Here is a 13,659-nt window from a genome sequence, read left to right as displayed (position 1 = left end):
AGTGTTTTATGCCGTTAACCGATCAACACCGCTTTGGCATGCAACTGGCCCAGATGTCCCGTGGCTGGCGTGCCGAACTGGATCGCCGGCTGGCCGGTCTGGGTTTGTCCCAGGCGCGCTGGCTGGTGCTGCTGCATCTGGCTCGTTTCGAAGAAGCCCCGACCCAACGGGAGCTGGCGCAAAGCGTCGGCGTCGAAGGGCCGACCCTTGCCCGTTTGCTCGACAGCCTGGAAAGTCAGGGTCTGGTGCAACGCCAGTCCGTGATGGAAGATCGCCGGGCGAAAAAAATCGTGCTTTGCGCCCCGGCCCGCCCGTTGATCGAACAGATCGAAACCATCGCCGCGCAACTGCGCACGGAGCTGTTCGAGGGCATCGATGAGGCCGACATGAAGGTGTGCATGCGGGTTCACGGGCACATTCTGGCCAACCTGGAAAAATCTTGAGGCACAACCGCGTGCCGTTTTTTTGAGAGATCGCGCTGAGCAGACTATAAGAACTACTGGGCAATATCGTGTTCGTACCGGATGTGCGAACCCATAGAAGTCGGTTTTGCTTATTTAAGGGATGCTCATGCTCGACAGTCGGCACGTGGTACTGCGTTGCGCCAACTCGCTGCTGGTGGCCGGTGTTCTCACCTGGTCCACGGCGTCACTGGCGCTGGGGCTCGGTGACATTACCGTGCACTCGGCCCTCAATCAGCCGCTCAAGGCCGACATCGCGCTGGTGGATGTCGCCGGGCTCAGCGAAAGCGAGCTCTCGGTCCGTCTGGCCACGGCGGACGAGTTCAGCCGTGCCGGGGTCGAGCGGGTGTTTTTCCTCAACGACCTCAAGTTCACTCCGATCCTGCGTGGCAATCGCAATATGATCCGGGTGACTTCCAGCAAACCGGTCAACGAACCCTTCCTGAATTTTCTTGTGCAGCTCAATCAGCCTAACGGCCACTTGCTGCGCGAATACACGGTGCTAATCGATCCGCCGGGTTCGCCGGGCATCGTGCCGGCCACCGACGAGCCCGACACCCGTGCGCAATCGTCGGAGTTTCCAACGCCTGAGGCACCTGCTGCCAGCACCCAGGGCAAGCCTGTTGCACCTCCCGCTGCGCCAGTGCCGCAAACGGCTCCGGCCAACGACGCGCAAGCCGAGCAATTGGCAGCCAGTGTGCTGCAGAACCAGCAACTGCAAAAAACCATCGATGAGCTTCACGTGAAGCTGCAGGCGCAAGAGATCCAGATCGCCGATGGCAAGAAGCAGTTGGGTGATTTGCAGGCCCGTCTGGCGGAGATGCAACAGGTTCCGCCGACTCCGGTAGCACCCGTACCAGCCCCGGCTCCGATCGCCGCGCCGGTAGAGGCGCAGGAAGACTCCGTCAGTTGGCCGCTGCTTGGCGGTTTGCTGGTGGTGTTGGGCTTGTTGGGGGCGGGACTGTATATGCGCCGCCGACGCCAGGCTGAAGCGAGTCTTGTCGGGCCTGTGGTGGTGGCACCCCAGCGAAGCGAGCCCGCGCTCAATGAGCCCGAGGGTATTCGTCATAACGTGGTTCAGGAGGCCGTCGAGCACCGTGACGAACAGGCAGCGGGCGATGTGCTTGAGGCTGTCGGCATTTACCTGGCCTATGGGCGGCTCGGCGAAGCGCTCGGTCTGCTGCGCGCCGCATTGCAAAAGGAGCCGGAGCGCATCGATCTGGGTGTGCAGATGCTTGAGGTGCTGGGTCGACAAGGCGACCTGTCAGCCTACGACGAACAGGAAAATCACTTGCGTCAGCTCGGTGTCGAGGAACAGCGGTTGCTCGACGTCCGTGCCCGATATCCGAAACTGGGCAGGACTGAATCGTTGGCTGCGGCGGCTCCGGTTATTGCCGCGTTACCCGTTGAGCAAGCCACACCTGCAACACCACTGGCCGAAGATGATTTCGAGTTGAATCTGGAGCAACTGTCGATGGACTCCAGTTGGGATCTGGAAGACAGCCGCCCGAAAACGGACATGTCGTCACCGGCCCCATCGGCACTCGGCTCCAGTCTGCAAGTGCTGCCGCAGGATTTCGAGCTGCCGCAAACCGCCAACGATGACGCCGAAGCGACGGAACTGGAGTGGATCGCCGAACCGCAGGTGCAGCCGATAGACGATGACTTCCTCAACGAATTTGGCGATCCCGGTCAGTCGTTGAAACTGGAGCCACTGAATCTGCAATTACCGGAACCCGAGCCGAGCCCGACCGAGGCAGCCAACGCGGGAAAACTCGAACAGGCCCAGACCTGCATCGACGACGGCGACCTCGACAGTGCGATCGCCTTGCTCAATGAACTGCTGAAGGAGGGCGATGAGCCTCTCAGGCAAACGGCCCGTACCTTGTTGGCCGGGATTCGCTGATCCGGGTCAGAAGGTCTGCCCCAGATTCAGGTAAACCGCCTGTTCGTTGGCATCGTTCAGGCCATAGCTGAAATTCAGCGGCCCCAGCGGTGTGTCGAAACCGATGAACACGCTGGCCGCATTGATGTAGCCGCTGTCGAACTCGTTGTCATTGTTCCAGGCCCGGCCGCGCTCCAGCGAGCCACCGGCATACAGCGGGAAATCCAGCGGCAGGTAAGCGCGGGGTGTCAGTCGGCGGTAGTACACGGCCCGCATCAGGCTGACGTTCTGCCCGGAGATGGCGTCTTCGCGGAAACCGGACAGCTGTCGGGCGCCGCCGAGCAGGAAGCTTGAAGTCACCACATTGGCATCGTCCAGCGTGCGGCCGTAACGACCGCCCAGAATCAGCGTGTTCGGGCCGCTGCTCATGGCCTTGTCCAGTTTGAATTCCCATTGCCGGTAGCGCGTGTCGGATCCCAGGCTCGGTTCGAATTGCATCAGGGTCAGGCTGATGTCCTTGCCGTCGTGGGGGAAGTACACGTTATCCAGCGAATCGAACGAGTACTTCAGCGCATAGAATCCTTCGTTGAAGTGTTCGCTCGGCAGATTCTGATCGCCGATTCGCACATCCGCTTTGCCCCAGGCCTCGCCGACACCAAAACGGATTTCGCCGTTGTTGCCGATCTGGCGGCCGACATTGAGGCCGAAACCGTAACGTTCGACCCGATATTGGGCGATCGGGTCGTTGTCGAGCACTGAGTCGACGTTTTGGGCTTCGAACGCCGCATACGGTGCGACGAAGTAGCGTGAGCCAACGTCCAGAGGCTGATAGAACTCGGTGTAGAGCTCCTGCTTGTCGCCGATCTGTGCTCGGGTCAGCCATTCGGCGCCGAGGCGGTTAATGCCGTTCATTCGGTAGCTGGCGCCGAGGTTGAAGGCGCTGTCGCCGCGCATGTCGTCCGACAGGTTCAAGCCAACCCGCAAGTAATCGGTGCCGCTGCGCTTGCCCCGGGCGGTGATCACCAGTGTGTGCTCCTGACCCTTGTGCACCACGCGGTATTGCACCTGTTCGAAGTAATCCAGACCGTACAGGGTGCCCATGTCCGAGTGCAGACGCCCGAGGTCCAGCGGCTCGCCGATGGGCTGCCGGATGTAGTAACGGATCACATCGTCGCCGACTTTCGAGTCATTCTCGACCCTGATCGCGGTGATGATCGGCGTGCGCTGGCCCGGTGCGCGTGCGGCGTTGAGCTCGGCGTCCTGAGACACGGCGGGTTTCAATCGGGCGAGGCGGGTGTCGAGGGCTTTGGCGGCGCGGTAACCGGCGTCGATCATTTCCTCGGCACGACCGAAATCGGTGGCGCCGAAACTGGCCAGCGGCGGTTGAATCAATACGTCATCCGGGTGCAGCGCCGCCAGTTGTTCTTCGGAATTGCGCCGGGTCATCAGGGTGATCGACTGGTTCAGCACATCGACCACGGTGGTCAGTTGCTTGCGGTTACGCAGCGGGGTGCCGATGTCGACCACGATGGCCACGTCGACGCCCATTTCCCGGGCCACATCGAGGGGGATGTTGTCGGTCATGCCGCCGTCCACCAGTAGCCGGCCATCGAGTTCGACCGGGGCGAACACCGCCGGGATCGACATGCTGGCGCGAATCACCTGGGGCAGGTGGCCTTTGCGAAACACCACTTTTTCGCCATTGGCGATGTCAGTGGCCACGGCGCGGAACGGGATCGGCAGCTTGTCGAAGTCTCGGGTGTCGCTGGTGTGCGCCAGCAGGCTTTCCAGCAGCAGCGCCAGGTTCTGTCCCTGAATCACCCCCAGCGGCAGGCCGAGGCTGCCGTCGTCGCGAAAACTCAGTTTCTGCTTCACCAGAAAGTCGCGGTCGTCCTGCTTGCGCCGAAACGGCACGTCTTCCCGGGGCGGAGTATCGGACAGGGCCTGCTGCCAGTCGATGGTCAGGGCGAGTTTTTCCAGTTCGTCGATCTGGTAGCCCGAGGCGTACAGGCCACCGACCACCGCGCCCATGCTGGTACCGGCAATCGCATCGATCTTGATGCCTTGCTCTTCCAGCGCCTTGAGCACGCCGATGTGTGCCAGTCCACGGGCCGCGCCACCAGACAGCACGAGGCCGACTTTCGGCCGCGGCGCGTCACTGGCATGCACGAACAGCGGAAGGAAACCAAGCAAAAGGCAGATCAGCAGACGACGCATTGTGAGTCTCGGGGCAAGCGTTAAAGCCGGCTATTATAGCGGCGCCCTCTGGCTCAGGAGTTTCAGCGATCATGACCGCCACAAAACCGGAAATCGTCATCACCTATTGCACGCAATGTCAGTGGCTGCTGCGCGCCGCATGGCTTGCGCAGGAGTTGCTCAGCACCTTTGGCGATGACCTTGGCAAAGTCTCACTGGTGCCGGGTACCGGTGGGGTATTCCACATCAGCTGCGACGGCCTACAGATCTGGGAGCGCAAGACCGATGGCGGCTTCCCCGAAGCCAAGGTGCTCAAGCAGCGAGTCCGGGACCAGATCGACCCTGAGCGCGACCTCGGCCACAACGACCGCACTCAGTGAGACGCCGCCTCGGCCGCCACGGTTTTTTTGCTGGAGCTGCCTGACATCCGGCTCGACACCACGATGGCGACGATGATCAGCGCGCCGCCGGCCAGCATCCGCAGGGTCGGGTTTTCATCGAACAGCAGCCAAGCGACGGTTATGCCGTAAACCGGCTCCATGGCGAACACCACCGCCGCAGTTCGCGCCTTGATCACGGCGAGACTGGCGACGAACAGGCTGTGGGCGACGCCAGTACAGAACACACCGAGCAGGGCGATCCACAACCAGTCGATGGCGCGCACTTCGCTCAGTTGCGGTGCCGCCACCGGCAGTAGACACAACGCCACCACCACGTTCTGACACAGTGCGGCCTGAACCGCAGGGATGCGCCCGGAACTGGCGCGGTTGGTCAGCGACAGCAGGGAAAACAGCAGGCCGGAGAGGATCGCCCAAAGCAGGCCGGTGGTGGCGCCACTGGCCAGGTCGAACACCGGGGTCACCAGCACCAGACCGACACTGACCAGCGCCACCAGAATGATTTCATTGGCGCGGATGCGTTCGCGGAAGATCAGCCCTTCGAGGATCACCGTGAAGGCCGGGAAACTGGCGAAACCCAGGGTGGCCACCGCGACACCGGCGACCTTCACGGCAATGAAGAAACTCACCCAGTGACCGGCCAGCAGCACGCCGCTCAGGGCGAGTCGACGCCAATCCACCGCCTGCAGTTTTTGCCAGCCGTGCTGGCTGGCGAAGCGGGCAAAGAACGCCAGGGCCAACACGGCAAATGCGGCTCGTCCAAAGACGATGACCGCCGGCGTTGCGGCGGCGAGTTTGCCGAAGACGCCGGTCAGGCCGAACATCAATGCGCCGATATGCAGGGCGCCGAGGGCGGTACGGGGAGTCATTGCAGTCCTTTTTCCAAACACCATTTCAGGCACACATTGAAGCGTGTAGCGGCCGAAAAGTCTGTCGGCAGACTATCGACTTTTGTCGTCAGCCTCGCGTCGTAATTGTGTAGGAGAGGTACCAAATTCACGCAGGACGGCGGCCGAGAACGCACTTTGCGACCCGTAGCCGACACAGCTGGCCACTTCACCGATGGGGAGCGTGGTTTCCCGCAACAGCATGAGGGCTTTATGCAGGCGTCGACTGCGGATGTAATCCATCGGTGTCTGCCCGCATTCGGCGACGAACCGCGCATGCAGCCGGGCGCTGGATAAACCGGCGACACGAGCCAGGTCTGCCACTTGCAGCGGATAGGCCGCGTATTGCTCGATGTGCGCATCCAGTGCCGCGTAGGGCAGGCGCCGCGCGCAAACCTCGGCAGGTTGTGCGTGGTTCAGGCTGGCCAGCAACAACACCGCGCCCTGTTGCGCAATCAACGGATCGTCCACCGGACTGTTCGCCAGCCAATTGACCAGTTGACCTTGCCCGGCATCCAGTGACAGGCGCGCGGTGTTATCGAGCAGACGACGGCTGGCCTCGGCGTGATCGCCCAGCGAGTGCATCAGCCATTGCTCGTCCGGCACGTCCAGTACCAGACAACGGCTGCCCTTGGGGCTGCCGCACGCGTGATGCGCGCCGGCGGGGATCACTACGAAGCTCTGCTGCAATACCTGACTGCCGTGCCCTTCGACTTCGAAATCCAGCGCGCCGGACAGGCCGAACACCAGTTGCGCGTGGTCGTGGCTGTGGACGATCAGGTCGTGTGTGTAATGGCGCAGGGTCAGGATCGGTGGCATGGCGGTCTCCGGGCGAGCCGCCAGTCTACACCGGCGCAGGGGCGACGCGTTTGTCACAAGACTGACGCACACCTGTCATGGTCGATTAACCGGGCGCGCGCACAGTGGCGAAAACATTGCAGAGGGTTGCCCATGACCAGCGCCGAGCTCGCCAGACCCAGCCGTAAACAAAGGGTTCGCACCTTGTGGATCTCCGACGTGCACCTGGGCACGCGGGATTGCCAGGCCGAGCATCTGTCGCAATTTCTCAAGGGTTATCACGCCGACAAGATCTACCTGGTCGGCGACATCATCGACGGCTGGAAACTGCGCGGCGGCATGTACTGGCCCCAGGCGCACACCAACGTGATCCGCCGTTTGCTGACCATGAGCAAGCGCGGCACCGAGGTGATTTACGTCACCGGCAACCATGACGAATTCCTGCGCCGCTATTCGAAGCTGATCCTGGGCAACATCCAGTTGGTCGACGAAGCGGTGCATGTCACGGCTGATGGCCGGCATTTGCTGGTGATTCACGGTGACCAGTTCGACGTGATCACTCGTTATCACCGCTGGCTGGCGTTCCTCGGCGATTCGGCCTACGAATTCACCCTGACCCTCAATCGCTGGCTCAATCACTGGCGGGCGAAATACGGTTACGGTTATTGGTCGCTTTCGGCCTATCTCAAGCACAAGGTGAAGACCGCAGTGAGCTTCATCAGCGACTTCGAAGAGGCCATCGCCCATGAATGCGTGAAGCGTGAACTGCACGGCGTGGTCTGCGGGCACATTCACCACGCCGAGATCCGCAAGGTCGGCGAGGTGGATTACCTCAATTGCGGCGACTGGGTGGAGTCGTGCACGGCGCTGATCGAGCACTGGGACGGCACGATCGAGCTGTATCGCCTGGCGGATGCGCAGGCGCGAGAGGCCGAACTGAAAGCGGCGAAGGTTGCCGAGCTGGCTTAGGATCTCTGGTGTTTTCGAAGGCCTCTTCGTCGGATCGCCGCCCGGAGCAAGCCCGCTCCCACAGGTTTCGCGCCGTACACAGAATCTATGAGAGACGCGGTCACTGTGGGAGCGGGCTTGCCCGCGAAGAGGCCGGTACAGCCGACATCACATTCAGGCCGGGGTGTGTTCTTCCATCGCCGCTTTGTAGATCGAGTTTTTTGGTTGGGCGAACAGGCGTTCCATCATCGGTTCGAAGAAGCTCAGCGGCAGGGTGTCGTAATCCGGGTCGAACGCCGCCGCGTCGTATTTCGCGCAGAACTCCGCGGTCGCCTGATACTGCGGATGGCCGCTGAACTGCTCGCGCAGATGCCGATCCATGCCCAGGTGATGGAAGAAGTAATAGCCCTGGAAGATCCCGTGCTTTTCCACCATCCACAGATTCTCGGCGTTGACGAACGGCTTGAGAATGGCGGCAGCGATGTCCGGGTGATTGTAGGAACCCAGCGTGTCACCGATGTCGTGGAGCAGGGCGCAGACCACGTATTCCTCGTCGCGCCCGTCGCGAAAGGCGCGGGTCGCGGTTTGCAGCGAGTGGGTCAGACGATCCACCGGGAAACCGCCGAAATCGCCTTCGAGCAGTTTCAGGTGCGCCATGATCCGGCCCGGCAATTGACGGGCGTAGGCGCTGAAATCTGCCGCGATGATCGCCCAGTCTTCCTGCGTACCGTCCTTCATATGAGTGAAACGGGCATTGGCATTCATCGGCAATTCTCTTGGTCAGGGTTTCTAGAACGCCACGCGGCCCAGGATCATGTCGCGGTACATGACGAAGTCGCCCAGCAGGCTGTAGAGCGGATGCTGGAAAGTTGCCGGCCGGTTCTTCTCGAAAAAGAAATGCCCGACCCACGCGAAGCTGTAACCGGCCAGCGGCAGAGCCAGCAACAGCAGCCAGGCGCCCTTGGCGATGGTCATCGCGAGAATGAAGATCACCAGTGTCGTCCCGATGAAATGCAGGCGGCGGCAAGTGCTGTTGCTGTGTTCGCTGAGGTAATACGGATAGAACTCGGCGAAGCTGTTGAAAGGCTTGATGGTTTCCACGACCGCGATCTCTGTGGTTATTGTTCTGATTGCAAGTTGTTCGGCGGGTAGCCTATTTGAGTCTAGAGTGATCATTGGCGTCGGCCAGTGACAATCGGCGCCACTTTACTATCCTTGGGAAATTGGCCGTAGTATGCGGCTCACCATGTCATCCAAGAAAAAAACGCCATGAGCGAACGAACGACATCTGCAAGCTGGGCGATGGGGATTGTCAAAGCACTGGAAATGGACGGCCTGGATTGCCGGGTTCTGTTCAAACAGCTGGGGCTCGACTACGCGGCGCTGGAGGATCCGGACGCTCGCTTCCCGCAGGACTCCATGACCCGACTCTGGCAACGGGCGGTCGAGTTGTCCGGTAATCCCGCCATTGGTCTGAACATGGGCAAAGTGGTGCGACCGGCCTCGTTCCATGTGGCGGGCTATGCGCTGATGTCCAGCAACACCCTGGCCGAAGGCTTTCAGCGGTTGGTGCGTTATCAGCGGATCATTGCCGAGAGTGCCGACTTGAGTTTTCGCCTGCTCGACGAAGGTTATGCGCTGATTCTGACGGTACACGGCGATCACCTGCCGCCGACCCGGCAAAGTGCCGAAGCCTCGCTGGCCTGCGCGCTGGCGCTGTGCGGCTGGCTGACCGGGCGGACGTTGCACCCACGCAAAGTGTTGGTGCAGGGCGACGAGCCGGATGATCTTGAACCCTACAGACAGGCCTTCCATGCACCGCTGGTGTTCAACGCGCCGTATGACGCGCTGATCTTCGAACGGGCCGACATGGAAGCGCCGCTGCCCACCGCCAACGAGGCGATGGCGCTGCTGCACGACCGCTTTGCCGGGGAATATCTGGCAAGGTTTTCCGAAAGCCGCGTGACCCACAAGGCGCGCCAGGTGTTGTGCCGCTTGCTGCCGCAGGGCGAGCCCAAGCGCGATACGGTGGCGCAGACGCTGCACCTGTCGCAGCGCACCTTGCAACGGCGTTTGCAGGAGGAGGGCACCAGTTTTCAGCAATTGCTCGATGACACCCGCCGAGAACTCGCCGAGCAATACCTGGCGCAGCCGAGCATGACCTTGCTGGAGATCGCCTATCTGCTGGGGTTTGCCGATCCGAGCAATTTCTTCCGTGCCTTCCGCCGCTGGTTCGACACCACGCCCGGCGATTACCGGGCGCGGTTGCTGGAGGCGCCGAACGTGATCAGTGACGCCAGAACGCCGGAATACACAGCACAAACACCGTAATGATCTCCAGTCGGCCGAGCAGCATGCCGAACGACAGAATCCACTTGGCCGCATCCGGCAGGCTGGCGAAGTTGCCGGCCGGGCCAATGGTTTCGCCCAGCCCCGGGCCGACGCCGGATACGGTGCTGGCGGCGCCGGTCAGCGCCGTCATCCAGTCAACGCCGAGCAGCGACAGCAGCAGGGCGATCACGCAGATGGTGATGGCGAAGAAGAACGAAAAGGTCAGGATCGAACGGACGATTTCTTCGTCGAGGCGATGGCCGTTGTACTTCTGCTTGATCACCGCTCGTGGGTGAATCAGCTGGTTAAGGTTGGCCTTGAGCAGGATGTAGGCGACCTGGAAACGGAAGATCTTGATCCCGCCCGCCGTCGAGCCGGAGCAGCCGCCGACGAAGCCCAGATAGAAGAACAGCATCAGCGAGAAATTGCCCCACAGGCTGTAATCCCCCAACGCAAATCCGGTGGTCGTGACCACCGAAGTCACGTTCAGTGCCACGTGGCGCAACGCGTCCAGCCAGTGCAGGTTGGTGGTCCACCAGTACCAGGTGCCGAGCACCAGCCAGGTCACCAGCAACATGCCGAGCAAACCCTGCACCTGTTGGTCCTTGATCAGCGCCCGGCGATTGCCGCGCAGCGTCGCCACGTACAGGGTGAACGGCAGGCTGCCGAGGATCATCACCACCACCGCCACCCAGTGCACTGCCGGTTGCGTCCACTTGGCAAGGGACTGGTCGGAGGTCGAGAAACCGCCGGTGGAGATCGCCGACATCGCGTGGTTGATCGCATCGAACGGGCTCATGCCCGCCCACCAGAACGCCAGGCTGCCGAGAATGGTAATGCCCACGTATGCCGCCACGATCAGTCGCGCCACCATGTGCGAGCGGGGCATGACCTTTTCCGAGCGGTCCGAGGACTCGGTCTGGAACAGGCGCATGCCGCCGATTCGCAGCAACGGCAGAATCGCCACCGCCATGCCGATGAAGCCGATGCCGCCGAGCCAGTGCAGCAGTGAACGCCACATCAGGATGCCCGGGGACATGGTGTCCAGCCCGCTGAGTACGGTCGACCCGGTGGCCGTGATGCCGGACATGCTTTCGAAGAACGAGTCGGTGTAGCTGATGTGCTGGGTCAGCAAAAACGGCAGCGCGGCGAAAATGCACACCACCAGCCAACTGGTGACGGTCAGCAGGTACATGTCGCGAGGCCGCAGGTGAATGTGTTCCGGGCGTCCGGGAATCACCAGTGCGAGGCCGGCGACGAAGGTGATCATGCTCGCCCAGAGGAACGACGGCAGATCGCCTGTGCGCTCGAAAATCACCAGGGTGGCCATGGGCACGACCATGGCGACGGCCAGGGTGATCAGGAAGATGCCGATGATGAAACCAATGATCCGTAAGGTCGGCAACGCCATGAAGTCCGCTCGGGCTGATGTGGGAAGGGCGCCATTCTACCTGCGGGGCAAGGCATGTAAACCGACGCGGCCGGATCACTTGCAGCTAGAATAGCCGGACATTTTTTTCAGGAGGTGGCCGATGCAGGCTCTCGACGCTTTGCTCAACCGTGTTTCCGTTCCACGACTGATCGATCCGGCCCCCACCGCCGAACAGCGCGAAGTGCTGTTCGCCGCCGCGACCCGAGCTCCGGATCACGGCCATTTGCAGCCGTATCGCTTCCTGACCGTCGAAGGCGCGGCGCGTGAGCAGATGGGCGAGTTGCTGGCCGAAGCGGCGCAGATGCAGGAAGGCGAAGTCACCGAAGCGATGATCGACAAGGCGCGCAATGGCCCATTGCGGGCGCCGCTGGTGGTCGTGGTCATTGCCAAATTGCAGGATCACGTCAAATACCCGAAGGCCGAGCAATTGCTGGCGGCGGGTTGTGCAGCCCACGGGATTCTGCTGGCGGCTTACGCGCAGGGGATTGGTGCGGTGTGGCGTACCGGTGATCTGGCTTATTCGAAACATGTTGCCAAGGGGTTGGGGCTGACGGATGGCGAAGAGGTGATTGCGTTTCTGTACCTTGGGACGCCGCAGAAGGAGCCGCGGGTGGCGGAGAAGGTTGATCTGGTGGAGTTTGTCAGCGCTTGGCCGGGTAAGGCTTAAAGGGCGTCAAAAGCAACCCCTCACCCTAGCCCTCTCCCGGAGGGAGAGGGGACTGATTGGGGGATGCTCCCGAGGTCCACCGACCTGAAAGAACCTGGCCGAATCCGAATTGACTCGGTTCGAGTGCTTTTACAGAACCATAATCGACTCGATTTTTCAGGTCGATGTCTGACGTAAGACTACTCGGTCGGCTCCCTCTCCCTCCGGGAGAGGGCTGGGCGGGCGGCGTTCCGATGAGGGCTCTTACGGTTGAACCACAATCCCAGGCTCCAGCGGCAACTCAAGACTCGCCACAAACCCACCCTGCGGATGATTGGCCAGCACCAATGTCCCGCCATGCCGCTCCGCCGCTCGCCGGGCAATCGCCAGTCCCAGGCCATGACCCGCGGCGGTCTGCCCCGGCGCCCGATAAAACGGCTCGCCCAACTGGCTCAAGTGCTCGGCCTGCACGCCCGGCCCATGGTCGCGCACGCTGACCACGATTCGCTCACCCTGACGTGAAGCCTGCATTTCGATCGGCTGCCCCGCTGGATTGAAGCGCTGGGCATTGCGCAACAGGTTGTCCACGGCGCGCTCGATCATGGTCGGCCACCCCGTCATGTTGAGTTGCGGCTCGGCCTCCAGGCGGACGGTCTGTTCCGGCGAGCCGAGTTGTGCGTCCTTTTGCAGAGAGCCCAGCAACGCATTCAGATCCACGGCTTCGGCGCTGGCGTTGTCGGCGTCGACCCGTGCCAGTACCAGGATTTCACTGATCAACGCTTCCAGTCGGTCGCACTCGCGGGTCAGGCGTGGCCAGAGTTTTTCCCGTTCTTCCGGGCTCGCCCGTTCGGCCAGTGCCAGCGCGATGCGCAGCCGTGCCAGCGGTGAGCGCAATTCGTGGGATACGTCGCGCAGCAACTGCCGCTGACTGCCGATCAGGCTTTGCAGGCGTGCGCCCATGCGGTTGAAGTCGTTGGCCAGTACGCCGAACTCATCGCGGCGGTTGGCCAGTTTCGCCAGACTGTTCTGCTGATAGGTAGTTTGTCCCAGATCGTGCACCGCACCGCGCAAACGGCTGAGCGGGCGGGTGATGGAGAAGGTCACCAGCAGGCTGAACAGGGTCAGCACCACCAATGCGATCCCCAGCGCACTCAATGGCCAGAGCAGGCTTTCGCGGTGCCAGGCATCGAGTTCCGGGTGTGGGATGCGGTAGATGAACAGGTAGGTGTCACCGCTTTTTTCGCTGGTGAACTCATCGGTCAACCGCCGCCATGGCAGGCGCCGGTCGTCGTTGTTCTGTCGTGCTTCAAAGGCTGCCGCGCGACGGGGGAAGGTGCCACGCACCACCGGGTCGCCGCTCTCGTTCAGCACTTGCACGTCGATGTGGTATTGGCGTTTGCGTTGTTCGAGGATGTTCTGGGCGGCGTCCTCGCCTTGGGCTTCGTAGGTCTGCGTCCAGTCGGCAGCCAGGGTGTTCAGACCCGGATGGCGGCTGAGGATCCACGCGTCCTGGTTGAGCATGTGCCCCAGCAGAATGGAAAGCCCTGCAACCAGAGCGATGGCCAGCCAGAAACTCGCGAGAATACGCCAGAACAATGAACGCACAGAAAATCCTCAATCAAAAACAAATCTAATGTGGGAGCGGGCTTGCTCGCGAATGCGGAGTGTCAGTCACCG

At 61.8% G+C, this 13,659-nt stretch carries 13 protein-coding genes; 6 read left to right on the top strand and 7 right to left on the bottom strand.

The window, feature by feature from the left end:
* Positions 1-8: 8 nt before the first annotated feature.
* Both ACW9HX_RS23700 and ACW9HX_RS23695 read left to right on the top strand, forming a co-directional pair.
* The gene (locus ACW9HX_RS23700; protein ID WP_457382465.1) at positions 9-443 is read left to right on the top strand and encodes a MarR family transcriptional regulator; all 435 of its coding nucleotides are present in this window, start codon (positions 9-11) and stop codon (positions 441-443) included.
* Positions 444-570: 127 nt separating this feature from the next.
* Positions 571-2,367 (top strand): FimV/HubP family polar landmark protein, encoded by a 1,797-nt coding sequence (locus tag ACW9HX_RS23695; RefSeq protein ID WP_457382464.1) that lies wholly within the window; start codon positions 571-573, stop codon positions 2,365-2,367.
* A gap of 6 nt (positions 2,368-2,373) precedes the next feature.
* Here the strand turns inward: ACW9HX_RS23695 and ACW9HX_RS23690 are convergent, their stop codons facing one another.
* On the bottom strand, positions 2,374-4,563 hold the full coding sequence (locus ACW9HX_RS23690; RefSeq protein WP_457382463.1) for a patatin-like phospholipase family protein: 2,190 nt from the start codon (positions 4,561-4,563) through the stop codon (positions 2,374-2,376).
* Positions 4,564-4,634: 71 nt separating this feature from the next.
* Here ACW9HX_RS23690 and ACW9HX_RS23685 point away from each other — a divergent pair, with 71 nt between their 5' ends.
* Positions 4,635-4,922: a SelT/SelW/SelH family protein gene (locus ACW9HX_RS23685; protein WP_457382462.1), complete on the top strand. Its 288-nt coding sequence runs from the start codon at positions 4,635-4,637 to the stop codon at positions 4,920-4,922.
* On the opposite strand, the gene ACW9HX_RS23680 is transcribed toward ACW9HX_RS23685, so the two are convergent.
* Positions 4,916-5,809, bottom strand: a complete 894-nt coding sequence (locus tag ACW9HX_RS23680; protein WP_457382461.1) for a DMT family transporter — start codon at positions 5,807-5,809, stop codon at positions 4,916-4,918. The genes ACW9HX_RS23685 and ACW9HX_RS23680 overlap by 7 nt on opposite strands.
* A gap of 72 nt (positions 5,810-5,881) precedes the next feature.
* Positions 5,882-6,646: an AraC family transcriptional regulator gene (locus tag ACW9HX_RS23675; protein ID WP_457382460.1), complete on the bottom strand. Its 765-nt coding sequence runs from the start codon at positions 6,644-6,646 to the stop codon at positions 5,882-5,884.
* A gap of 132 nt (positions 6,647-6,778) precedes the next feature.
* On the opposite strand from ACW9HX_RS23675, the gene ACW9HX_RS23670 reads away from it, so the two are divergent.
* Positions 6,779-7,594 carry a UDP-2,3-diacylglucosamine diphosphatase gene (locus tag ACW9HX_RS23670; RefSeq protein WP_007958385.1) on the top strand — a complete coding sequence of 272 codons (816 nt, stop codon included), beginning with the start codon at positions 6,779-6,781 and terminating at the stop codon, positions 7,592-7,594.
* Between the two features lie 153 nt (positions 7,595-7,747).
* On the opposite strand, the gene ACW9HX_RS23665 is transcribed toward ACW9HX_RS23670, so the two are convergent.
* Complete coding sequence (locus ACW9HX_RS23665) at positions 7,748-8,338, bottom strand: HD domain-containing protein (RefSeq protein WP_457382459.1); 591 nt, start codon at positions 8,336-8,338, stop codon at positions 7,748-7,750.
* Between the two features lie 24 nt (positions 8,339-8,362).
* Positions 8,363-8,674 carry a DUF962 domain-containing protein gene (locus tag ACW9HX_RS23660; RefSeq protein ID WP_102620314.1) on the bottom strand — a complete coding sequence of 104 codons (312 nt, stop codon included), beginning with the start codon at positions 8,672-8,674 and terminating at the stop codon, positions 8,363-8,365.
* Positions 8,675-8,842: 168 nt separating this feature from the next.
* Between ACW9HX_RS23660 and ACW9HX_RS23655 the strand changes: the two genes are divergently transcribed.
* Complete coding sequence (locus ACW9HX_RS23655; RefSeq protein WP_457382458.1) at positions 8,843-9,904, top strand: AraC family transcriptional regulator; 1,062 nt, start codon at positions 8,843-8,845, stop codon at positions 9,902-9,904.
* On the opposite strand, the gene ACW9HX_RS23650 is transcribed toward ACW9HX_RS23655, so the two are convergent.
* The gene (locus ACW9HX_RS23650) at positions 9,861-11,315 is read right to left on the bottom strand and encodes a TrkH family potassium uptake protein (RefSeq protein WP_457382457.1); all 1,455 of its coding nucleotides are present in this window, start codon (positions 11,313-11,315) and stop codon (positions 9,861-9,863) included. The genes ACW9HX_RS23655 and ACW9HX_RS23650 overlap by 44 nt on opposite strands.
* Before the next feature lie 121 nt (positions 11,316-11,436).
* Between ACW9HX_RS23650 and ACW9HX_RS23645 the strand changes: the two genes are divergently transcribed.
* Positions 11,437-12,003, top strand: coding sequence for a nitroreductase family protein (locus ACW9HX_RS23645; protein ID WP_457382456.1), 567 nt, complete (start codon positions 11,437-11,439; stop codon positions 12,001-12,003).
* A gap of 243 nt (positions 12,004-12,246) precedes the next feature.
* Here ACW9HX_RS23645 and ACW9HX_RS23640 read toward each other — a convergent pair whose 3' ends face one another.
* Positions 12,247-13,587, bottom strand: a complete 1,341-nt coding sequence (locus ACW9HX_RS23640; protein WP_457382455.1) for an ATP-binding protein — start codon at positions 13,585-13,587, stop codon at positions 12,247-12,249.
* Between the last annotated feature and the right edge of the window lie 72 nt (positions 13,588-13,659).

The organism is Pseudomonas sp. SDO52101_S400, from assembly GCF_054071635.1.
Note: the sequence above shows the minus strand (reverse complement) of the source record. Positions and strands in the feature narration are given on the sequence as shown.

Coding starts and splice junctions, on each gene's coding strand:
- ACW9HX_RS23670 (WP_007958385.1), top strand. CDS start 6,779: ATGACCAGCGCCGAGCTCGCCAGACCCAGCCGTAAACAAAGGGTTCGC.
- ACW9HX_RS23690 (WP_457382463.1), bottom strand. CDS start 4,563: ATGCGTCGTCTGCTGATCTGCCTTTTGCTTGGTTTCCTTCCGCTGTTC.
- ACW9HX_RS23650 (WP_457382457.1), bottom strand. CDS start 11,315: ATGGCGTTGCCGACCTTACGGATCATTGGTTTCATCATCGGCATCTTC.
- ACW9HX_RS23665 (WP_457382459.1), bottom strand. CDS start 8,338: ATGAATGCCAATGCCCGTTTCACTCATATGAAGGACGGTACGCAGGAA.
- ACW9HX_RS23680 (WP_457382461.1), bottom strand. CDS start 5,809: ATGACTCCCCGTACCGCCCTCGGCGCCCTGCATATCGGCGCATTGATG.
- ACW9HX_RS23695 (WP_457382464.1), top strand. CDS start 571: ATGCTCGACAGTCGGCACGTGGTACTGCGTTGCGCCAACTCGCTGCTG.
- ACW9HX_RS23685 (WP_457382462.1), top strand. CDS start 4,635: ATGACCGCCACAAAACCGGAAATCGTCATCACCTATTGCACGCAATGT.
- ACW9HX_RS23675 (WP_457382460.1), bottom strand. CDS start 6,646: ATGCCACCGATCCTGACCCTGCGCCATTACACACACGACCTGATCGTC.
- ACW9HX_RS23655 (WP_457382458.1), top strand. CDS start 8,843: ATGAGCGAACGAACGACATCTGCAAGCTGGGCGATGGGGATTGTCAAA.
- ACW9HX_RS23645 (WP_457382456.1), top strand. CDS start 11,437: ATGCAGGCTCTCGACGCTTTGCTCAACCGTGTTTCCGTTCCACGACTG.
- ACW9HX_RS23700 (WP_457382465.1), top strand. CDS start 9: ATGCCGTTAACCGATCAACACCGCTTTGGCATGCAACTGGCCCAGATG.